Source organism: Legionella maceachernii, assembly GCF_900167045.1.
Taxonomy (GTDB): domain Bacteria; phylum Pseudomonadota; class Gammaproteobacteria; order Legionellales; family Legionellaceae; genus Tatlockia; species Tatlockia maceachernii.
The window spans coordinates 37,844-59,684 of sequence record NZ_FUXJ01000020.1; the positions used below are offsets into that span (position 1 = coordinate 37,844).

Here is a 21,841-nt window from a genome sequence, read left to right on the forward strand (position 1 = left end):
CTTTCCTTAGTTTTAGTTAATGTTAGATTCGTAGCTAAGTATAGACATTAAATTGACAATAAGAGGGTATTAATCCAATTTTTTTAGTCGCTCAATTTTATGGGGTTTAACCTTTTAGCGCAGTGCTCCTAGATCTCTACGGACAACCCGCGGGATGTAGAGGAGCGGATGAGTTCTTTACCATTATAGTACAGTAAGATAAATGAATAGTCTTTGCTCTCATTCCGAATGTTCGCAATTTAATAAGCCCTGTAGCTCATTAAGTGCTGTTTTGTCCTGTATTTTGATCAGAGTTACCCAAGCAGCAATCACTTTGTTATAGATCAAAATTCGTTTGAGTAATTGCTTATTTTTTTCACTCGCATCAAGTTCGTCTTTAATTTGTTGCTGTTTCTTATTAAGTATTTGCCAATAATCTATGGTATTCGCCAAAGTTTGATTTTGATTTTCTAATGCCCATTGCTTTATTATTTCATTACGATTTTTCCGATAGTTCACTAAATCTGTATCATTGTTTTTCATGGATAGGTATTGTAAGAAATAATTATCAAATTGGTAAGGATGTTCATATAATCGGTTAGTCACAATAGGCTGATAAAGCTCCTTTTCAAAAGCGTATTCTTTAGCAGAAAGCGTACTTATTTGATGCTCTTTAATAGCTTTTTGCCATACGGGCATTATTATATTAAGATAGGCATTCATCATACCGTCCCATACAATGTTTAACTCAATACTTTTTTGTTGAATTTGATGCTCTAATTGCTTTATTTTTTCTTCTTGATTGACTAAAGAAAGTCTGTAAAAATCATTCGCAAAGGGTACAATTTGACTTATTTTTTGTTCTGTAGCTTCTGTCATCGTAATGAAATCTTTTAGGTCAGGATTGTTGATTGCTGCCCTGTATTCACGATAATTCTGATAGATTTTATTAATCGTTTTGTTATCGTAATTAGTCAAGCGGGAAATAAATTGATCTTTAGAAAATAAATCAGCCCATTGCAATAAATAATAATCCGAAGTAGAGAGGGGAACATCGGCAGTCATATCCTCCAAAGCAGCATTGCGATGGGCAAAAAACATTGTTTTCGCAGGTTCTCTCATTTTTTTCCCATTCACTACATTGATACCGGTGTACCATTCTGTAAAAGAACGCTCGTAGCCTTGGTAAGTCGCACCATTAGCATCAGCCGTGCAACCACTGGCAATGTGATCAGGAGTAACTGCTGTAAAACCGCAGATTTTTGGATTAGCGCTAGGATATCCTTCTTTTTCGCTAACGGATAATTGATGAAATCCGCCTGAAAAGCATTGTGACATCTGAAAAATAACGTGTTGTGCTGGAATTTGAGTAAGCAAAGCGCTTAATTCATTTTTTGATAAACAAGCCTTATAAAAATCTTCGGCTTTTGTGTTATCAATGAGTGTTTGGTCGTAATGCCACAAGTCGATGCAATTATTCCCGAAAGGATTCGTTTCTTTGTCTTCAGAAAACGCATTAGGCATACCGTGGTCACTAACGAACATTAAAAAATTTTGATTCGGTGATATTGTTTTAATTAGCGGTGACATAAAATACGCACTGACATTGGCTTTTGTAGCGGGCTGATTATTGGGAATAATGCCAGCCAGCATGATATCAGTCTTGTTGTATTTATCCTCTTTAGTATTTTCAATTTTATGCACATCAAGTACTGGATTAGAGGTTGTGGCGTTATTACCCGCACCAAAATAGATACGTACAGCATCTTGGCCATATCTTGAAACTAAATCGTTATAAAGCGTTTTGGTTTGTAAGTATTGTGAATAATGATTTAAACCGGGATTATCTCCACCTGAAACCACGAGTATTTGCCCTTGAGCATGGATTTGGCAGCAAAGAAAAAAGAATGCGCAAAGAACTGGAGTTTTCATAGGGTATTCACGTCGGTAAAATGAACTGATTCACCTCTGATGAGAGCTCATGTCTCGTTCAGTGACAAAACTGTAATTATAAACTGTTTAACTACCGGTGAATACAATGATTTGCCCAAATAAAGGCATCCATCAAACCTTTTTCTTATTATTTCTTTGCTAAAAATTGAGATAATTCGTCTATTGTTAATGCTTTACTTATATAAAAGCCTTGCAGGAAATGGCATCCATACTCTTCTAAGAAACGATATTGCGCTTCTGACTCCACACCCTCAGCAATTACTCTAATATTCATTGCTTCTGCCATTGCTAGAATAGCTTTAACAATAGCCACCGAATTCGGATCTGAAGGCAAATCTTTGATAAAAGACTGATCTATTTTAATGATATCAATCTTGAATGATTTCAAATAAGCGAAGGATGAATAACCAGTACCAAAATCATCAATAGCAATTTGGATTCCCAGCATTTTTAATTCCCGCACAATTTTAATATTCGACTCAGTATTCGAAATAAAAACATGCTCAGTCAATTCGAGTACTAATTGCTGGGGTTGAATATGCGTTTCACGAATAATTTTTCTCACTGTTTGAACTAAGCTTCTGTTTAATTGAGGCGAAGCAATATTAATTGATATCGTTTTAAGTTCTTTCGCATTCAAATTAACGAATTCAGAACACGCTGTTTTGATGATCCATTTACCCAATTCAATAATATAATTCGATTCTATCGCGATGGGAATAAAACTCCCTGGAGAGATTAAGACCCCACTCGGATGTTGCCAACGAATAAGCGCTTCAACACCTACTGCATGCGCACCCGATGTTTCTATAATGGGTTGGTAGTATAAAACAATTTCATTTTTTTCTAACGCGTGATGTAATTCATTTTCTAAAATGTATTTTTTCCTTGTGAACACGGATTTCATCCCGTAAGAAAATTTAAAATTATTCCTACCAGATGCTTTCGCGCTATACATGGCTTGATCTGCTTTTCTCAGCAAAACAGTAGGGCTCCGACTATCTTTGGGGTAAATACTGATACCAATACTGGCTGTAATAAAAAATTCGAAATCAGTGATGCGAAATGGCTTGGCAACGAGATTTAAAATTTTAAACGCGATGCTTGCAACAGCGTCAATGGGAGTTACGTTAGTCAGTAATATAACAAATTCATCGCCACCAAACCTGGCCACCACATCGGTTTCACGAACAGCGTGGTTAATTCGTTTAGCCACTTCTTGTAACAGCAGATCACCTGTTTCATGGCCAAAACTGTCGTTTATTTTTTTAAAAAAATCGAGGTCGATAAACAAAATGGCAAAATGTAATTTATGCATTTTGCTTCTAATCACTTCGCTACTTAAGCAGTTTGAAAAACATTTACGATTCGCTAGACCAGTTAATATGTCATGCTCAGACAAATATAACAGATTTCCCTCAAGGTGCTTACGCTTGATAAACCCCCCGATCTGTTCGCCAATATTGTCAAACATATTGCTACAAGTTCTGTCAACAAGGATGCCTCTAGACCCAAATAGCAATATAACACCGAGAATTTCACCTCTAAACGTAATTGGAAATCCAAAACAACATAGCAAATCTTTAGGTAAGAGAGTCAAAAGCTGAGATTCCAATTCGAATTGGTTCAGGTCTTGTATAAATAGAGAGCGTCCCGCTTCCCATACATAACCCGGAAGGTCTTCACCCCGCTGAAAAACAATATCTTGGCTATTTCCTTTAATGCCCTTGCTGATTTTAAAACTGTGCCAAATACTGACATGTCTTAAAATATCTTGTTTTTGATCGACTGCCCATATCCCTCCAATTTGCCAATTCTGAAATTCACAGATGATTTTCAAAATATTATGCCCAGCAGAGATAAGATCAGTTGACTCAGATAAGGCCATTGCAACTCGATACTCAATGGCCATGATGATTTCATTTTGTTTGATGTATGTGATGTCATGAGCAATAACCGATGTACCAATGATTTGGCCTAATTTATTTTTGATGGGTGCAGCATTCGTAAGGATATTGATATTTCGCTTATCTTTAGTCAAGGCAACCATTTCATACCCTAGAATTTCTTTATCTTCTTTTATGATATGAAGCAAGTTCGTTGCTTCTTCTTTTCTTTCTGGAGGCAATAAAATTGACACATGTTGTCCTACCATCTCTTCAGCTGTATATCCAAATAATCGTTCAGCTCCTCGACTCCATAGGGTAACAATCCCGTTCAAATCTTTACTGTAAATGGCGTCGTTTGAAGATTTTAGGACTAAAGCATATTCATGAAGGCTTTTTTCAGCTTGATGCCGCTCAATGGCAGAAGTAATTGCTCGAAAAAGGGAAGCGCCGTCATAATGTCCTTTATTGATATAATCTTGTGCACCTTCTTTTAAACATGTAATGGCTACATCCCCGTCAAGCAGGTCGGTCAAGACGATGATTGGAATATCTATCACACTGCTTTGCATTTTTCGAAACGTGTCGACCCCATAGGAGTCGGGTAGCCCTAAATCAAGAATAATCAAATCAATATGATGACTATTTTCTTTATACAGTGCTATAGCGTCACCCAACGTTTGGATAACGATAAACTCCACATTAAGATGCTTTCCTTCGATCAACAACTCCTTGATTAACCGTGCATCGGCAGAGCTATCCTCTACGAGCAAAATGGATAAATTCCTTTTTAGATTCATTTAAGCCTTGTCCTGCATTTTTCAAATGCTTGCTTCCTTAAAATTATATAATATGGTGATGTTTTATGCTAAAAATCACTCAATATGATCACATTATTACCTGAAATAATCTCGATAGGCTTGCTTACCCTTATACAAGATAAAAACTAACCCATTAATAAATAATATTTTTTTGGGAACAAAAATAGATTTTATCTCACATGCTATACTAGCAATATCAAAAACAGAAAAGAAATCGGTATTAAAATAAAGGACCTACGATGAAACTATTTTCATCCCCTTCTTCTATAAGAGCCTTTTCTATTATTAGTATCTTGTTGATTCTTATAATCAGTGGTGTGATTTATTTTCAAATTTACCGATTAATTGATGAAAACGCTTGGGTTTTTCATACTCATAAAACCATAGAAACCGCAGAAAAAATGATGATTAATGTTAACACGCTTGAAAACATGCAGCGTGATTACCTTATTACCGGCAATAAAAATCGTCTTGACGGCTATAATGCGTTAATCCAACAGATTCAACAAAATGTTAAGGAGTTCACTGCGCTGACAGCGGATAATCCGCTTCAGCAAAATAGAATATCTAATTTCTCACAATTGTTTGAAGAGTATGTCAAATTATTAAATCAATCCATTCAAGCGCGTAAACAAAATGGCATGCAGGCAGGCATAGCCATAGTTGCCACCGATAATGTCAAATGGATGACAAATCAATTGACTCAACATACTTCACAAATCATCGATGAGGAAAGAAAGCTGCTCGATGTACGTAATCAAGTTGCTTTCAGTTCAGAAAGCAGAACCATCACTTTAGCACTTCTAGCTAATTTAGCAGCTATCGGATTACTTACTCTCTGTTTCTATTGGTTAAATAAAAATGTCAATGAAAAAACAATCTTAGAAGAACGCTTGCGCATATTCATGAATAGTTCCAAGAACTATGGTTTTCTTATTCTTAATCCAGAAGGTTACATTGTAAATTGGAATTTAGGAGCCGAACACATCACTGGGTATACCGAGAAGGAAGCAATAGGCAAACATTTTTCTATTTTGTTCCCTGAAGATAAAGTCAAAGAAAATTACCCAGCAAAAGAATTACAACTGGCGTTAGAAAGAGATTTTTTTGAAGTTGACGACTGGTTCATCCGTAAAAATGGTCAATCTTTTTGGGGCAATACCATTATTCGACCTATGTATAGCCACCAATCCTTAATTGGTTTTGGAAAGATCATACGCGATATGACCGATAATAAAAAAACTAACGATGAATTAAAAATGAACATACAAGAAAAAATTAAAATCAATGAGCAACTCAATACAACACTAGATGAGTTACAACGCTCAAACACCGATTTAGAACAATTTGCTTATATCGCTTCTCATGATTTGCAAGAGCCCTTACGAGTTATTTCGAACTACACAAAGCTATTAGAAAAACGCTATAAGAATAGGTTAGACGATGATGCGGACGACTTCATTAATTATATCGTCGATGGAGCAAAGCGAATGCAACAGTTAATTACCGATTTATTAGCTTACTCCAGAGTCACAACAAAAGCCAAGCCGTGCGAGCGAGTGGATCCTAATCTTTTGTTAGATGACATCTTAGCCGGTTTAAAAGAATTGATTCACGAAAAAGATGTGACTATCAAATACGACAAATTACCTATGGTATGGGCAGATCCCAGCCAATTAAGGCAAGTATTTCAAAATCTAATTGCCAATGGCATCAAATTCTGCACTCAGAAGCCTGTGATTACTATCACCGGTAAAAAAGAGAACGATTGTATTACCTTTTGCGTGGAAGACAACGGTATAGGCATTGCACCTGAATACCAAGAACGTGTGTTTGAAATTTTTAAACGGCTACACACTCGCGATCAATATCCTGGAACAGGGATTGGATTAGCTGTGTGTAAGAAAATTATTACTCAGCATGGTGGCGATATTTGGATTGAATCAGCCTTAGGCGAGGGTTCAAAATTCTTCTTCACTTGCAAACATCAAGGAGAACATCATGGAACAAATAACTAACCTTAGGTCGACTCATATTTTATTGGTAGAGGATAGTTTGGCAGATATTCGCTTAACTCAAGAAGCTTTAAAAGAGTGCAAACTTATATTAAATTTATCCATTACAACAGATGGTGAACAAGCCATGGATTTTCTTTTTCGCCGTAATGGTTTCACGGATGCAAAACGCCCTGACCTGATTATTTTAGACTTAAATCTCCCCAAAAAAGACGGCAGAGAAGTACTAAAAGAAATCAAATCAGATGATTCCTTGAAAAAAATTCCGGTGGTTATTTTAACAGTTTCTACTGAAGAGAGGGATATTCTTCAAGCTTACGACACCCATGTTAATTGCTACATTACAAAACCACTTGATTTAGATAAATTTGGTAAAGTTGTCCAATCTATCGAAAATTTTTGGTTCACCATTGTTTCGCTACCCTCTGATAGGCCATAACCAAGGTAAATGAGCGAAATCAATGGAAATTGCTAGATGGACAATCTTACCTTTTATCGAGTACAAGCCTTAACATTCGCTATAACAAAACTTGCTTCCCGCGGATCATTACTAGAAATTCTGACAGGTTTTCCATCCGCTTTAGCGTGCAAAACAATCTGCTCTGAATTAATTTTAACCCAAGGGGTTTCAAACAAAATATCCCCTTCCTTTTTTTCCAACTCATACTTGCCTAATAAATCACCAGATACATTTTTTAGCTCAACTACTACTGAGCGCGGATGTGGAAAGCTTGATAGTTTAAATGAAAATTTAGCTTCATTTGCCGCACCGATCACAGAGTAGATATAACTTATGGAATTTGAAACCCAGTTCCATGTTTCTCCTTGAGCATTAAATTCTGTGCCATACCCCCCTTCATTTTTTGCTAGCATCATATAGCTAGAGAGAGGAGGGTAGATTGCAAAGGGCTCAACCTCCAAAGGTTTTGGCTCACAAGAGGTATTTCTTGAGCTTATTGTAATCAACCAATCTTCCTTGTGGGGTTGTAGAGCCCTTTCATCTTCTGGCAGATTTCCTAAGATATATCCGTCGTCCCTATAGTCGCTCGCAATTTTTCGATCATACAAGACATAAGCGACCATCTGTCGAAGCTTATTGTGTGCTTGACCAAGAGCCACATAAGCTATCTTATCTTTAGGAATAGTCGACACTGCTGAGCGTAGCTTTAACAAGCTCTGAAATGGATTGCGGTCTTGTTTAGTTTCATCAATAAAATTTTGCGTCAAGTTTTGAGAGACAAAATAGTCTTGGTAAAAGAACCCCGCTGCAATCAAGCTCATATAAGTAACGGCAAAAAGAGGCCTCAATTTTTTCTTTTTTTGCCATAAAATGGCAAAGCCGATTCCGATTAATGCTAACGAAAAAGGGGCGGCATACTTGGAAAGTTTATACTGTAAAAAGGTATACCCAATCTCTGTACTCGAGGCAGAAAAATACCTGAATTTGATAAAAAATAATAGCAAAACAAAATCCACGCAAAGAAGAAAAATTATCGCGAGATTGCGCTTAGATTTTATTCTCATAAAACGAAACAGCAATACCAATAGTCCAACTAATAAAATCGGAAAAAGGTAATGACTTGATAAGTAATCAAGATAGTAAGGATCATCACTAAAAGAGGATTTCATCCCGAATGCATGGGCTAAAAATTGTATGGGTGACCAAAGAACCGGCCAACCAAAATTGGGTTCTTTGGTTAAGCTCAAGGTTTGCAACAAATTCTTAGCAATCCTGATTCCCTCATAGTTTAATAAAATGCATACCTGCAAGAGATAGATACTGAAAAAAAGTAATGTATTCTTAATCTTCTTTTTATGCTTGAGACAAACAATAAGGACAAATAAACATAACGCAATAGAGAATATTGGAAAAGGCTCATTATAAGCAAATAACATGGCTGCTGTGGTGAGAGACGCAGGCAAAGCATAAACTATTATTTTTGGCCAGACTTTGTCTTCACTAATAACAAAACGAATGAGCTGAGGAAAAAGTGCGGCAAATCCAGCAGCAAAGGCGAGTCCAAACGTTTGAGGAAAAAAGCCCCACTCAGCACCAAACAAAAATCCATTCATTGAAAAACAAGGAATAGCGGCTAGTGCTAGAATAAAAAATCGCTTTGCAGAAATAACCTGCCTTATAAGACCACCAATTGCAAGGCATCCAGTTACGAAAGCAAGCGACACTGTCGGCGTGTACGCGTAGTACGACCACTTTAACGCGAATAACGATTGAACATAGGCCAAAAAGAAAGAAGCACCCATTCGCGAATTTTGATACAACTCAATTTGTGACAAATAAGGGTAGTAACCTGATGCAAAGGGCTTCTCGGAAAAAGCATGGCCTTGCAACCATTGCCCATGTGCAAGATACGTAAAGGCATCTGTAAATGGATTGAAACCCTGGTAATGAATGATAGGCATTAATATGGGTAATGAGCAAACCGTTGCAAATACGCAGACTTGTACCCATTCCTTCACTAACTGCCGAGGATTTTTTTCATAGAAAATCGAAAAGACTAGCAAAGCAAACACAGAAACGAGAGTGTACCTCAAGCGAAAAGCCGTGAGCCAGCCATATAAAATCGCCATTAAGAGGAGGCAGGATAACCCCAATATTGGCGCCACATAAAATCCAATAGAATTATGAGTTACTTTCGGTAATAAATCTGCTGCCCGCCTACCCACGAGTGTGCACAGAAGCAATAAAATCCATAACTCTATTATTACTGACAAATAACTCATAAGAACTCCATAGAAATCGACAAAACCTTACACTTGACATTCGGTAATCGAAGTAGGTGTTTTAATAAACTCTTTTAATTGCTCCACTTTATTCAGTTGCTCCCACGGGAAGCCTTCTCGCCCAAAATGGCCATAAGCTGCTGTCTGTTGATAAATTGGATTTAATAGATTCAATTCATTTATCATGCCTTGAGGAGTCAAATCGAAGCAATGCCGAATCATTTCAACAATGCGATGGTTCGGCAATTTCTCTGTCCCAAAGGTTTCAACTCGGATAGAAGTGGGTTCACTCACCCCAATGGCATAAGATATTTGAATTTCGCACCGATCGGCAGCTCCTGCAGCCACGATGTTCTTAGCAATATAACGCGCAGCATAGGCAGCAGACCGATCCACCTTTGAGGGATCTTTTCCTGAAAAACAACCTCCACCATGTCTGGCCATCCCACCATAGGTGTCCACGATAATTTTACGTCCTGTAAGACCACAATCGCCTAATGGCCCCCCAATCACAAAGCGGCCTGTTGGATTAATGAAGTATTTTGTTTCTTTATTGAGCCATTTGCTTGGTAAAACAGGTTTAATGATTTCTTCCATTACCCCTTCTACCAACTCATTGTAACTGATGTCTGGTGTGTGTTGAGTGGATAACACAATCGCCTCCACAGCAACAGGGTGATCATTCTCATAGCGCAAGGTTACTTGTGATTTCGCATCAGGTCTTAACCAGGGTAGGATATTCTGCTTTCTCAAGAAAGCTTGACGTTGCATTAACCGATGCGCGTAAACAATGGGGGCTGGCATCAATACATCCGTCTCTCTATTAGCAAAACCAAACATCAGTCCTTGATCGCCTGCGCCTAAAACGTGGGAAGCATTGTCTACCCCACGCGCAATATCGGGTGACTGTTTACCGATTGCTGACAACACAGCGCAAGAAGCCCAATCAAAACCCATTTCCGAACTGTCGTAACCGATATTTTTAACAACACTTCTTGCAATCTCATCAATATCAACCCACGCATTAGTTGTGATTTCACCTCCAACTAAAACCATACCTGTTTTTACGAATGATTCACAGGCCACTCGCGCATAGGGATCTTTAGCGATGATGGCGTCTAACACCGCATCTGAAATTTGATCGGCGATTTTGTCTGGATGTCCTTCAGAAACAGACTCTGACGTAAATAAACTGGTTTGATTCATTGTTTACTCCTTGTATTATTATTTGGCATGTTGACGGTTCATCATCAAATCAACATCCAGGTGATAAGGTAATAGTGTGTTAAAAATACCCGTCTTCAGTAATAATTGCCGTGATCAATTCCCTCGGTGTAATATCAAAGGATGGATTTCTTACACTGACACCCTCAGCCGCCCATAAGTAATCTCGAAACCCTTTGACTTCATGATCCGACCTTTCTTCGATAGGGATGGCAGCACCAGTGGCAATCGATTTATCGATAGTCGACGTTGGACAAGCAACATAAAAAGGGATTTGATGCCTTTTCGCTAAGACAGCAACCATATAGGTACCAATTTTATTGGCCACATCACCATTTGCAGCAACGCGATCTGCACCCACAATGACAGCGTCAACCTCCCCTTTCATCATCATATACCCTGCCATATTATCGGTAATTAAGGTCACGGGGATGCCTTCTTGTACCATCTCCCAAGCAGTCAGCCTTGCGCCTTGTAAAAAAGGACGTGTCTCATCGGCGATGACTGAAATACGTTTTCCTGACTCTACTGCGCTGCGCAAAATTCCCAGCGCTGTTCCATGTCCTGCAGTGGCCAATGCGCCGGCATTGCAATGCGTTAAAACGCGTGCCCCATCCGCAAGTAACTTAGCCCCATTTTCACCTATCTTTCGATTAATACGAATATCATCTTCATAGAGGTCATGTGCTTTACGCAGCAATGCTTGTGCAGTCTCTGCTATGGATCGAGCACCCAGATGGCTATCTAAAGTGGCTCGCATTTGTTGAAGTCCCCAAAATAAATTAACTGCAGTTGGGCGACTTTCAGCAAGCTCGGTGAAGGCTTGCTCCATGCCAATTTTGAATGGCTCCAGGGCTTCGTCCTGTAATCGTAATGCTTCTAAAGCGATTCCATAGGCCGCTGCAACTCCTATAGCTGGAGCACCGCGAACTACCATATCACGGATCCCTTTCGCAACACCGGCTGCAGAATGATAAGCAATGTATTCAAATTGCTGTGGTAATACTCGCTGATCGATCATTTCCAAAACTTGATTGTTCCATCGAATGGTCTGTACGTGCACTTGTTCCAACATTATTCATCCTTAATCATTAAATAAACACACCTTTATGCAAAAGAGCAAAGTGAAAAAACGTCTATTCCTTCAGCTTCTAGACGTTTTCTGCCTCCCAATCCGGGAAGATCGACAATAAAACAGCAACTCAATACCATTGCTTTCATTTTTTTCATCAGTTCGTACGCAGCGAGTGCTGTTCCACCAGTTGCAATCAAATCATCAATAATCAAAATTTTTTCACCAGGCCCTACTGCATCAGTATGTACTTCAATAGTATCCGTGCCATACTCCAGACTGTATTCTTGTGACACAGTTTCATAAGGTAATTTTCCTTTTTTTCGAATAGGCACAAACCCAGTTTTCAGCCTGTCGGCAAGACTGGCGCCAAATATAAAGCCTCGAGACTCGATACCAACAATTTTCTCAACATTCGAGTGTTGGTAGCGCTCAGCTAATAAGGAAATGGTTTCATGAAAGGCCTTAGAACACTTTAGTAAAGTGGTAATATCTCTGAACATCACCCCAGGTACTGGATAATCTGGAATAGTGCGAATTTGGGATTCAATATTCATGCGCTCTCCTTTTTGCATAGGGTCTCACTCATCTTTTTCATAGGATTTGTACGTTTTAAATTTATCTAATACCAGCGCCATTTCCGCGGAGGATAAGATGTGCACGTGAGGCGTTTGTATTATTCGCCAATATTGCTCAGCTAAATTTTCCACCTCAATCACCAACGATAAAGCCTGTTTTAACCCTTCACCAACGACTATCAACCCGTGATTGGCTAGTAAACACGCTTTACGGCCCTCTAATGCCTTTACTGAATAATCAGATAATTCTTGGGTTCCGAATAATGCATAAGGCGCACAACGAATAGTGTCACCACCGGCCATTGCTATCATATAGTGGAAAGCAGGAATTTCAAGTTGCATGCACGCAATGCTTGTTGCAAACATAGAGTGGGTGTGAATGATGGCATTGATTTCCGGACGCGCCAAATAAATATCTTTATGAAAACGCCACTCGCTTGAGGGCTTTCTTCCAGATAATAGCTCTCCCTCCATATTCATTTCGACTAAATCAGTTAGCTCCATTTCTTGTGGTGGAATAGCCGAAGGCGTAATCAAAAACGAATTTTGACTGGAACGAACTGAGCAATTTCCAGACGAGCCTTTATTAAGTCCTATGTTAACCAGCTCTCGGGATAGATTTAATAAAGACTGCCTTAACTGCATACTGCCTCTTCAGATTTTTCTCGATTAAGCAATAAAGCCAATTTCTGATCCACCTCAACCTGTCGATGGGAATCCTGTGTCATGATCGCAAAGCGTAACGCTGACTTGCAAGCACAAGTGGCGGCAGCCTCGCCCTCGGAGGGTTTAGATAAAATGGCCTGAATTAATTGAGCAGCCTTTTTTGCATTCTCTTGAGCTGTTTTGATAATTTGTGAAACGGTTACCGAATCATGATCAGGATGCCAACAATCGAAATCGGTCACCATGGCTACGCTGGCATAACAAATCTCTGCCTCACGCGCTAATCTTGCTTCAGGCATATTAGTCATGCCTATAACATCGCAACCCCACTCACGATATAGCTTCGATTCCGCTTTGGTTGAAAACTGCGGTCCTTCTATTACCAGATAAGTACCGCCCGATTGCATTTCGATGGGCAAATTAGACGCAACTTGGGTGATATGTTTCCCTAAACGATGACACACGGGATCTGCCATGGAAACATGCGCAACACAACCCGTCTCAAAAAAACTCCTTTTACGCGCAAAGGTTCGATCAATGAATTGATCCACCACCACAAACATACCTGGCTTAAGGTGTGCTTGTAATGATCCAACGGCACTCATTGATACAATATCGGTCACACCTACTTTTTTCAAAGCGTAAATATTGGCTTGATAATTTATTTCTGAAGGAGGAATGACATGCCCACGTCCATGCCTCGGCAGAAAGGCGAATCGTGTGCCCTCTAATTCCCCTAACATCACCTGATCTGAGGGCCGTCCAAATGGGGTATCCACTGTGACCCATTCACATTGGATATCTCCCAGATTCGATAAGCCGCTGCCCCCAATAATTCCTATCATCATGCGCTAATCTCCTAAAATCTTTCTTTTTAACTTTACCTTAGTCATTTGATTTAAATGTTCAACCACATGCGGCCCAAACTTTTCGTTAACTAACGCAAGGTAATTAGGATGAGTAAAATATTTCATGAATGCTTCATCCCGAAACTTTAGTACTTCTGAATTGGTTAATACTTCTGTGCGAAGTGGGAATGTCTCATAAGCATGTTGAGAATAACCAATCCATGATTCGGGTAACTCCCAATTGTTTTGAACGGCGAGGTCATAAAGTTTAGAACCAGGGTACGCCATTGCACAATAGAAGTTAGCAAACTCACAATTGGCCTCAATTGCTAAATCCAGTGTTTCTTGCATCGATTCATACGTATCATCAGGTAAGCCAAAAATGTAATTACCAATCACATAGATGCCAGCAGCCTGGATTTTTTTAACGGTAGCGATGATATCAATGGAACCAAACCGTCCTTTTTCTACCCCGTCTCGAACATGTTTACTACCCGATTCAATACCGAGTGCCAACCAACGAACTCCTGCTCGCTTTAGCTTTTCTAAAAATTCATCTTTAACCGTATCGACCCGTGCATAAGCCCAAATATTTAAATCATAACCCCGCTCAATGATTTTATCGCAAATGCCCGTCACATGAGCTGCTTTCAGCACAAACATCTCATCGACAAACTTAATGTTTTTTATGCCATACTTGTTCACTAGCGTGTCAATTTCTTCAATAACGGAGTCTGGCGACCACATTCTATAAGAAGATCGTCCAAATGGCGCATTAATACAACAAAAAGTACATTTGTAAGGGCATCCTAAACTCGTATGAATAGACGCATAAGGTTTTCTATCAAAAATATGATCAAAACAATGCCAATTGTGTGCACGATATTTATCCATTGGCAATAAATCCCAAGCGGCCCCCGGCATTTCCTGGTCCAATTCTTTCATGAGTAAGCCTGGTTCATTGCGTTTCACTACTTCATTTTCCCAGTACCATAAACTATGCGCTTGAGAAAAATCGTTAGAACCTTCTTTTAATGCTTTTAAGGTATAGTAAATAGTCTCTGGACCTTCTCGGTCACAGACAAAATCCACGTCTTCTTCAAGCAAAGTACGCTCGGGTAAAGCAGCAGGGTGCGTGCCCGTCATCATGATTTTAGCTTCTGGCATCAATGCTTTAATTTCAGTGCAAGTTTCACCTGCTGCAACCATATTTTGAGTGGATGCGGAAGGTTGAAATCCATAAACAACCATGACAATTAAGACTGGCTTATGATGCTTTTCAATGTATTCAGCAACGCCACGAGGACTCATATTGTGTGCTGGCGCATCCACAATTGCCACGGTATGGCCTTTATTACGCAAGTAACCGGCGAACATAGCCGCTAATGAGGGAGGTTCGATGGCAGAAAATTCATTCCCCAGTTCCTGATAAACGGCACTACGATCGCCAGGATTAACGAAAACAACATCAACTTCTTTCCTCATTCTTTGCTCCCTAAAATTTCATAATTGTTCTAATTTTTATATTGATTTCATTTTTAAATAAAAAGGTTATAAATCCCACTGGGTTCGATAATCATTTTCGGCAAAAGCAAGTGAGCTCGTAAAGGCCGGTGAAATTACATTCAACCCATGCATCGACTGATCACTTTTTTCAAAGAGAGTCGTGAAAAACCCGTAAAGAACAACATTAAATGTCCTTTCAACTCCTCTAAATGATTTTTGCTCAATAGGATAGTAGTCTTACAGGAGAAATTATTTCTTCTAAAATGCTTAAATCCACTCAATGCCGCTGAATTTTGATGTTGTGAGCCTGCACTCTTGTTAGGTATTGCTGGCTCGATACACGCAGGCTCTTCTCTCAGGACAGGTATTCCACGCAGCAGCATCGCTCTACCATGCCTCTGATACGATAAAGGGTGATCAGTTCTACTATCACAAAAGAAAATACGGAAAGGAATATGTACAATACTCATTTAAAAATAAATCCCTATAATCCAGACTAACAAAATATTTTTTGGCCTAATATAACCTATTTTTTTATTGGGTGGTATTTAATTCTGTCTCTCTCTAGCCTCCAATGAAATACCCCATTCGCCCTTTGTCCGCAAGGAAAGACACAACGGCTAATTCTTAATTGAAGGGAGTTTGGATAACCATTCGATTTAATAGACCCCTTACATATGGATCCGGTAGTGATTGGAAAATGTTTAGGGCATAAAATGCCTAAGATTATGGCTACTTACAATAAGAATGAAATGTTGCCTCAAAGAGGGAGGCCTTTAACCCTTGTGTCCTTATCGAGACATAGGTAACAAAATATTCTGGAGACATAGGTTACACTCAATGGCATTTTGGAGAAAGAAATGCCTTGGAAGGAGTGTAATAAAGTGGACGAAAAGATTAAATTTGTAGCAAGGCTTTTAGATGGCGAGCAGATGAGTTCTTTATGCGAAGAGTTCGGTATTTCTCGAAAAACGGGGTATAAGATATTTGAACGTTATAAGCATAGCGGATTAGAGGGATTAAACGACCGCAGCAGAAGACCTCATCGTTATGCTAATCAACTTCCATTTCAACTTGAAAAAGAAATTCTCAAAGTAAAAAAAGAAAAACCAACCTGGGGAGCGCCAAAGATTCGCGAAAAAATCTTAAGACAATACCCCGATGTTAAACCACCTGCAATCAGTACGATTCATACTATCTTAGACAAATATGGCTTAGTGACTAGGCAAAAGAAACGTCGCTATAAAGCTCAAGGCACAGAGTTATCTTACGGTAAAAATCCTAATGAACTATGGTGTGCAGATTATAAAGGTGAGTTTCAGTTAGGAAATAAGCACTATTGTTATCCATTAACCATTACAGATTTTAATAGCCGCTACTTGCTTGCTTGTGAAGGTTTGGCTACCACTAAAGAAGTCTATGCAATTACTGTATTTGAGCGTGTTTTTAAAGAATTTGGTTTACCGAATGCTATTCGCACTGATAATGGAATTCCATTTTCTTCACAAGCTTTATTTGGTCTAAGTAAGTTGTCGGTGTGGTGGCTGCGATTGGGAATCAGCATAGAACGAATAAAGCCAGGAAATCCTCAAGAAAATGGACGTCACGAAAGAATGCACTTAACGTTGAAAAAAGAGACAACAAAACCGGCAGGAGAAAATTTCCTACAACAACAAGAGAAATTTGACCGCTTTATTCATGAATATAATAATGAGCGGCCACATCAGGCTTTGCAAATGCGTTATCCCGCTGAAATTTATGTGCCTTCACATAAAGAATATAAAGGATTACCTGATGTTGATTATCCTCTTCATGACAAAACTATTACAGTAACTCATTGTGGACGCGTTTGTTTAAAGGGAAAGAAAATAAACTTAACAAGTGTTTTAGCAGGGCAAAATATCGGTATTAAGGAGGTCGAAGATAATATTTGGTTAGTAAGTTTTATGAATTATGATTTAGGTTATTTCGATGAGCAGACATGTAAACTGGAACCCTTACCCAATCCTTTTGGGCCCAAAGTGTTACCTATGTCTCCGGTATAATTTGTAACCTATCTCTCCGGAATAGACCTTGCTAAGACTGGTCGGGACGGAAGGATTTGAACCTTCGACCACTAGCACCCCATACTTAAAAAGCGTGTTTTCAAACAATATCATTTGGCATCAAAAAATATCAATAACTTATTGTATTTTATAAATTTTTCATAATGATATACTTCAAAAAATATCAAACGATTTCATGTGAGAACTCACGAAAGTACACCTAGAAGTACACCTAATTTTTAAGTTGTGCAATGATGGAAAGAAACTTTACAGACGCATATATTCGATCTTTGAAACCCCGTTCTGCTCGTTATGAAGAATTCAGAGATGGTGGTTTTGGCATCCGTGTCACCCCCAAAGGGCTAAAAACATGGTTGTACCGTTATAAAATCAATGGCCAAAGGCACTTCATAACCATAGGTCACTATCCTGCTATGAGTTTATCAGAAGCCAAAAAACGTTTTATTGATTTAAGCGACATGCGCCATGGAGAAGTGAACCCCAAGGAGCATATTGAAGAGCAAAAACAGAAAGACCAAAGCACAGTAAAAAATCTGGTGCTCAACTGGTATACAAACTACATTGAAAAACACCGCGCCCAGCCTCTGCAAGTCTGGCAACACATCAAGGGAGATATTATTCCACTATTAGGCAATAAAAAACTCGAACACTTAAAAACGAGGGAAATAACTCAAGCTCTCGATAAAATTGTAGGTCGTGGCTCACCCGTTCATGCCAATAAAGTTCTGAGCACACTAAAGCAAGCCTTCAACTATGCTGTAAGCCGTGGCGAAATGCTTCTAAACCCTGCAATGACCATACGAGCCAGAGACATTGGCGGCATAGAAAAACCCAGAGAACGCTATTTAACCCTCGATGAAATAAAAACCTTATGGCAATTCCTCGACAGCGAAGAACACGGCACCTCTTTTCAGATTCGAGCAGCCTTAAAAATCATCCTGCTTACAGGCGTAAGAACAGGCGAAATCCGAGTAGCCAAGTGGTCAGAATTCGATTTTGAAAACTCCTTATGGACTATCCCTGCCGAAAACACCAAAACCAATATCGTCATGAGAATTCACCTCACAGAAATGACTAAAAAGGTATTACGAGAACTCAAAGCCCACAGCGATTCAGAATACGTCATTACCGGCGCAGACGATCAAAGTATTTTATCCGACCGAGCTATGCCAAGAGCAGTAATCAGAATACAATCATGAGTAGGCATCCCCCACTGGACAGCACATGATTTAAGACGAACCTTTGCAACTCAGCTTGGTGAAGCGTTACATGTTGATCCAGTGGTGATTGAAAAATGTTTAGGGCACAAGATGCCTAAGATCATGGCTACTTACAATAAGAATGAAATGCTGCCTCAAAGAAAGGAAGCCCTTATTCGGTGGGAAGAACGTATTAAGCAACTTATAGAATCAGACTCCCCCAAATTAGCTGTATATTGCAAAGCTGCATTAAACAAAGCAGAAATTACGATTGGATAAAAATTTATGATAAAAAATCTAATTACACAACAAGAAGGAAAAACACTCGAGTTTAAGAGAGATTTATCATCACCAAAATCACTACTTAAATCTATCGTTGCTTTTGCAAATACAGCTGGCGGTCACCTGATTATTGGTGTCAATGATGAAAGACAAATAACAGGTGTTGAGCATCCATTAGACGAAGAGGAACGTCTATGTAATCTGATTGCTGATTCTATCTCACCACGCCTTATACCTAGTATTGAATTGGTAACACTAAATAATAAAACACTGCTGGTAATTGAAGTATTTGTCAGCAATACAGGACCTCATTGGATCAATTCAAAGGGATCAACACAAGGTATTTATGTCCGACTAGGTTCCACAAACCGTCAAGCAGATCAAGAGCTTATCACAGAATTACATCGTCGCTCAGAAGGAGTAAATTTTGATGAAATGCCCATGCCTGAGCTTTCTGTCGATGATGTTGATATAACGAAAGCTCAAGAACTATTTTCAGATATTAAATCGCTGAATGAAAAAAACCTCCTGACTTTAAAGCTCATCACTTCTCATCAAGGAAAATTAGTTCCAACAAAAGGCGCGATATTGTTATTTGGAAAAGAACGCAATACATATTTTCCTGATGCCTGGGTACAATGTGGCCGTTTCATTGGTAAAGACAAATCCCGTATTTTCGATCATGTTGATATCTATGACTATCTTCCCAATGCAGTTGAGAGCATCATGATGTTTTTGAAAAAGCACGCTTTACGTGGCGCTGATTTTTCAGCAGTACAAAGAAAAGATATTTGGAGTATCCCTCTTCTTATGTTGCGCGAAGCTGTTATCAATGCACTTGTTCATACTGACTACTCTCAACGTGGTGCGCCAATTCGAATTTCCTTTTTTGACGACCGTATAGAAATAGAGAACCCTGGAATTCTTTTGCCAGGACTAACAATTGAAGATATGCGACAGGGTATATCAAAAATTAGAAATCATGTCATTGCCAGAGTTTTTCGTGAACTTAATTTAATTGAACAATGGGGAAGTGGCGTAAGTCGTATCTACTCCGAAGCTATAGAACAAAAATTACAAGAACCCGAAATTATAGAAATTGGGATGCGAATACGCTTTATAATATACCTTGCACAAGCTATACCAATTGACACTATTTTCGATAAAAGGGATGAACAATTAGAGTCACGGCTAGAGTCACGGCTAGAGTCACGGCTAGAGTCAAAACTTGCGGCTAGAGTCATTTTGATATTACAAAATGAAGAAAAGGGCAAATTACAAATTGCTCGTGCCTTAGGTCATGAAACCGTTTCTGGTGAACTAAATAAGCAAATTAAACAACTTATAACACTTGGAATGATAGAAATGACTATTCCAGACATACCCAACAGCCGATTGCAAAAATATCGCTTAACTACAAAAGGATTAGATTTAATAAATGAATCCCAACATTAAATATTTATTCAGTTGGTGACATTTTGTCACCAACTGAATTTAGCAGTTATGATCAATGTTAGATTAAGGGTAGGGGTATATTGCCACCTCCATTTTAATAAGGTAGTTAGAAAAAGGGATGGCAAATATTGCTTATAACATCCTGAGCAGATGTTTCCAAAATGGAAATAACTGAAAAATGAGCAACTGTTTCCAGTTTGGAAATAGTTCAAAATAAAACATACTAACAACTTTTTGTAATGCCCCCTAATTAAACCGGTCCATTAGTTATTAACAAAAAAACAAGTAAGGACTAGTAACATGACTATATCTACACTAATCGAACCAAACGAAATTGTTTGTTCTACTATTAAGAAACGTCGATGGACACCGGTTGAAAAACATCAAATTATCCAAGAGACTTACCAAAATGGAGTGACGGTATCGTATGTTGCTCGTAAGCATGGTATACAACCGAGTCAATTATTTTTATGGCGTAAGATAGCGGAGAATGGAGCCTTGACGAGTATAAAAAAAGAAGAAAAGGTTGTGCCTCAAAGTGAAGTGGATTCATTGAAAAGGCATATTAAGCAATTAGAGCGAGTATTAGGTCAAAAAACGCTAGAGAATGAAATATTAAAAGAAGCAGTTAAGCTTGGTCGTGAAAAAAAACTCATCTCTCGACAACCCTTGCCAGGATTGGAAGATTTCGAGTGAGGGCAATTGCTCGCACATTAAATATTTCCCGTTCCAATTTAACAGAGAGGCTTAAGGCAATGAAAAAAAGGACCCAAACGTATAAAAAAAGAGAAGATGAGCAACTTCTACCGGCTATTTTAGCGATTACTGACAAACGAAGTAGTTATGGTTATCGACGGGTAACTGCCTTGCTTAACCAAGAGCTAATTCGCCAACAACAACCAAAAGTAAACCATAAGCGAGTCTATCAAATCATGAAGCAAAATGATTTACTTTTACCCGCTTACGGCAAAAGACCGAGTAGAACTCATGACGGCAAAATTATCACCCTCAAAAGCAACCTGCGTTGGTGCTCTGACTGTTTTACTATCCAATGTGCCAATGGAGAACGCGTGTTTGTGGCTTTTACGCTCGATACTTGCGACAGAGAAATTTTAAGTTATCTCGCCTCTACTGTTGGCATCGATGGAGCAGCGATACGTGATTTAATGCTTGAAGCTGTAGAGTATCGCTTTGGAGTGATTAATCGTCTGCCTCATAAAATTCAATGGCTGAGCGATAACGCTCCCTGCTATGTCGCCAAAGATACCGTCGAATTTGCCAGAGCTTTAGGATTTGAGGTCTGTACTACTGCTCCTTATAGCCCTGAATCAAATGGTATGGCTGAGGCTTTCGTTAAAACCTTTAAGCGAGATTATGTGGCTTTTTATGATGCTCTAAATGCTTATGATTTTATGCGACAACTTCCGCAATGGTTTCACGATTATAATGAAAATGCTCCTCACAAAGGGCTTAATATGATGTCTCCTAGACAGTTTTTAATGGCTGCTTTGAGGTAATTTTGCGGTCCGGTTTAATAGGGGCAACTCCA

At 38.9% G+C, this 21,841-nt stretch carries 15 protein-coding genes and 2 pseudogenes; 7 read left to right on the forward strand and 10 right to left on the reverse strand.

Annotated elements, in window-relative coordinates; all coding sequences use genetic code 11:
• Nucleotides 1-219: 219 nt before the first annotated feature.
• Together B5D33_RS14215 and B5D33_RS14220 are read right to left on the reverse strand one after the other, a co-directional pair.
• Complete coding sequence (locus B5D33_RS14215) at nt 220-1,911, reverse strand: hypothetical protein (protein WP_058451817.1); 1,692 nt, start codon at nt 1,909-1,911, stop codon at nt 220-222.
• A gap of 148 nt (nt 1,912-2,059) precedes the next feature.
• Nucleotides 2,060-4,618 carry an EAL domain-containing protein gene (locus B5D33_RS14220; protein WP_058451818.1) on the reverse strand — a complete coding sequence of 853 codons (2,559 nt, stop codon included), beginning with the start codon at nt 4,616-4,618 and terminating at the stop codon, nt 2,060-2,062.
• A gap of 260 nt (nt 4,619-4,878) precedes the next feature.
• Here B5D33_RS14220 and B5D33_RS14225 point away from each other — a divergent pair, with 260 nt between their 5' ends.
• Together B5D33_RS14225 and B5D33_RS14230 are read left to right on the forward strand one after the other, a co-directional pair.
• The gene (locus B5D33_RS14225) at nt 4,879-6,657 is read left to right on the forward strand and encodes a CHASE3 domain-containing protein (protein ID WP_058451819.1); all 1,779 of its coding nucleotides are present in this window, start codon (nt 4,879-4,881) and stop codon (nt 6,655-6,657) included.
• Nucleotides 6,641-7,093 (forward strand): response regulator, encoded by a 453-nt coding sequence (locus tag B5D33_RS14230; protein ID WP_058451820.1) that lies wholly within the window; start codon nt 6,641-6,643, stop codon nt 7,091-7,093. The genes B5D33_RS14225 and B5D33_RS14230 overlap by 17 nt, the downstream gene beginning before the upstream one ends.
• Nucleotides 7,094-7,146: 53 nt before the next feature.
• On the opposite strand, the gene B5D33_RS14235 is transcribed toward B5D33_RS14230, so the two are convergent.
• The 8 genes from B5D33_RS14235 to B5D33_RS16420 form a co-directional block, all read right to left on the reverse strand.
• A complete protein-coding gene (locus B5D33_RS14235) occupies nt 7,147-9,396 on the reverse strand; it encodes a hypothetical protein (RefSeq protein WP_058451821.1) in 2,250 nt (749 codons plus the stop codon).
• Nucleotides 9,397-9,423: 27 nt separating this feature from the next.
• Nucleotides 9,424-10,602 carry a methionine adenosyltransferase gene (gene metK, locus B5D33_RS14240; protein WP_058451822.1) on the reverse strand — a complete coding sequence of 393 codons (1,179 nt, stop codon included), beginning with the start codon at nt 10,600-10,602 and terminating at the stop codon, nt 9,424-9,426.
• Between the two features lie 79 nt (nt 10,603-10,681).
• Nucleotides 10,682-11,695, reverse strand: a complete 1,014-nt coding sequence (mtnA, locus tag B5D33_RS14245) for an S-methyl-5-thioribose-1-phosphate isomerase (RefSeq protein WP_058451823.1) — start codon at nt 11,693-11,695, stop codon at nt 10,682-10,684.
• A 32-nt stretch (nt 11,696-11,727) separates the two neighbouring features.
• Complete coding sequence (locus B5D33_RS14250; RefSeq protein WP_058451824.1) at nt 11,728-12,249, reverse strand: adenine phosphoribosyltransferase; 522 nt, start codon at nt 12,247-12,249, stop codon at nt 11,728-11,730.
• A 24-nt stretch (nt 12,250-12,273) separates the two neighbouring features.
• Nucleotides 12,274-12,915, reverse strand: a complete 642-nt coding sequence (locus B5D33_RS14255) for a class II aldolase/adducin family protein (protein ID WP_058451825.1) — start codon at nt 12,913-12,915, stop codon at nt 12,274-12,276.
• On the reverse strand, nt 12,906-13,784 hold the full coding sequence (locus tag B5D33_RS14260) for an S-methyl-5'-thioadenosine phosphorylase (protein ID WP_078767477.1): 879 nt from the start codon (nt 13,782-13,784) through the stop codon (nt 12,906-12,908). Before B5D33_RS14260 ends, B5D33_RS14255 begins: the two co-directional genes overlap by 10 nt.
• A 3-nt stretch (nt 13,785-13,787) precedes the next feature.
• Nucleotides 13,788-15,269: a B12-binding domain-containing radical SAM protein gene (locus B5D33_RS14265; protein ID WP_058451826.1), complete on the reverse strand. Its 1,482-nt coding sequence runs from the start codon at nt 15,267-15,269 to the stop codon at nt 13,788-13,790.
• Nucleotides 15,270-15,409: 140 nt separating this feature from the next.
• Nucleotides 15,410-15,760, reverse strand: coding sequence for a hypothetical protein (locus B5D33_RS16420; protein ID WP_133141009.1), 351 nt, complete (start codon nt 15,758-15,760; stop codon nt 15,410-15,412).
• A gap of 195 nt (nt 15,761-15,955) precedes the next feature.
• Between B5D33_RS16420 and B5D33_RS17100 the strand changes: the two are divergent.
• The 5 genes and pseudogenes from B5D33_RS17100 to B5D33_RS14285 form a co-directional block, all read left to right on the forward strand.
• Nucleotides 15,956-16,069 (forward strand): annotated as a pseudogene (locus B5D33_RS17100) (tyrosine-type recombinase/integrase); the annotation flags it as partial.
• 81 nt (nt 16,070-16,150) lie between these two features.
• The gene (locus tag B5D33_RS14270) at nt 16,151-17,335 is read left to right on the forward strand and encodes an IS481 family transposase (protein WP_058451827.1); all 1,185 of its coding nucleotides are present in this window, start codon (nt 16,151-16,153) and stop codon (nt 17,333-17,335) included.
• 251 nt (nt 17,336-17,586) lie between these two features.
• Nucleotides 17,587-18,834 (forward strand): annotated as a pseudogene (locus B5D33_RS16685) (tyrosine-type recombinase/integrase).
• Between the two features lie 6 nt (nt 18,835-18,840).
• Complete coding sequence (locus B5D33_RS14280; RefSeq protein ID WP_058451828.1) at nt 18,841-20,292, forward strand: AlbA family DNA-binding domain-containing protein; 1,452 nt, start codon at nt 18,841-18,843, stop codon at nt 20,290-20,292.
• 300 nt (nt 20,293-20,592) lie between these two features.
• Nucleotides 20,593-21,809, forward strand: a protein-coding gene (locus B5D33_RS14285; protein WP_115304853.1) for an IS3 family transposase whose coding sequence is annotated in 2 segments (ribosomal slippage) — nt 20,593-20,935 and nt 20,935-21,809 — 1,218 coding nt in all. Because the reading frame shifts where the segments join, the coding sequence is not laid out codon by codon here.
• The last annotated feature ends 32 nt before the right edge of the window (nt 21,810-21,841 follow it).

Bases quoted from the DNA above. Each gene is read 5' to 3' on its own strand.
- B5D33_RS14215 (WP_058451817.1), bottom strand. From the start codon at position 1,911: ATGAAAACTCCAGTTCTTTGCGCATTCTTTTTTCTTTGCTGCCAAATC.
- B5D33_RS14220 (WP_058451818.1), bottom strand. From the start codon at position 4,618: ATGAATCTAAAAAGGAATTTATCCATTTTGCTCGTAGAGGATAGCTCT.
- B5D33_RS14225 (WP_058451819.1), top strand. From the start codon at position 4,879: ATGAAACTATTTTCATCCCCTTCTTCTATAAGAGCCTTTTCTATTATT.
- B5D33_RS14230 (WP_058451820.1), top strand. From the start codon at position 6,641: ATGGAACAAATAACTAACCTTAGGTCGACTCATATTTTATTGGTAGAG.
- B5D33_RS14235 (WP_058451821.1), bottom strand. From the start codon at position 9,396: ATGAGTTATTTGTCAGTAATAATAGAGTTATGGATTTTATTGCTTCTG.
- metK (WP_058451822.1), bottom strand. From the start codon at position 10,602: ATGAATCAAACCAGTTTATTTACGTCAGAGTCTGTTTCTGAAGGACAT.
- mtnA (WP_058451823.1), bottom strand. From the start codon at position 11,695: ATGTTGGAACAAGTGCACGTACAGACCATTCGATGGAACAATCAAGTT.
- B5D33_RS14250 (WP_058451824.1), bottom strand. From the start codon at position 12,249: ATGAATATTGAATCCCAAATTCGCACTATTCCAGATTATCCAGTACCT.
- B5D33_RS14255 (WP_058451825.1), bottom strand. From the start codon at position 12,915: ATGCAGTTAAGGCAGTCTTTATTAAATCTATCCCGAGAGCTGGTTAAC.
- B5D33_RS14260 (WP_078767477.1), bottom strand. From the start codon at position 13,784: ATGATGATAGGAATTATTGGGGGCAGCGGCTTATCGAATCTGGGAGAT.
- B5D33_RS14265 (WP_058451826.1), bottom strand. From the start codon at position 15,269: ATGAGGAAAGAAGTTGATGTTGTTTTCGTTAATCCTGGCGATCGTAGT.
- B5D33_RS16420 (WP_133141009.1), bottom strand. From the start codon at position 15,760: ATGAGTATTGTACATATTCCTTTCCGTATTTTCTTTTGTGATAGTAGA.
- B5D33_RS14270 (WP_058451827.1), top strand. From the start codon at position 16,151: ATGCCTTGGAAGGAGTGTAATAAAGTGGACGAAAAGATTAAATTTGTA.
- B5D33_RS14280 (WP_058451828.1), top strand. From the start codon at position 18,841: ATGATAAAAAATCTAATTACACAACAAGAAGGAAAAACACTCGAGTTT.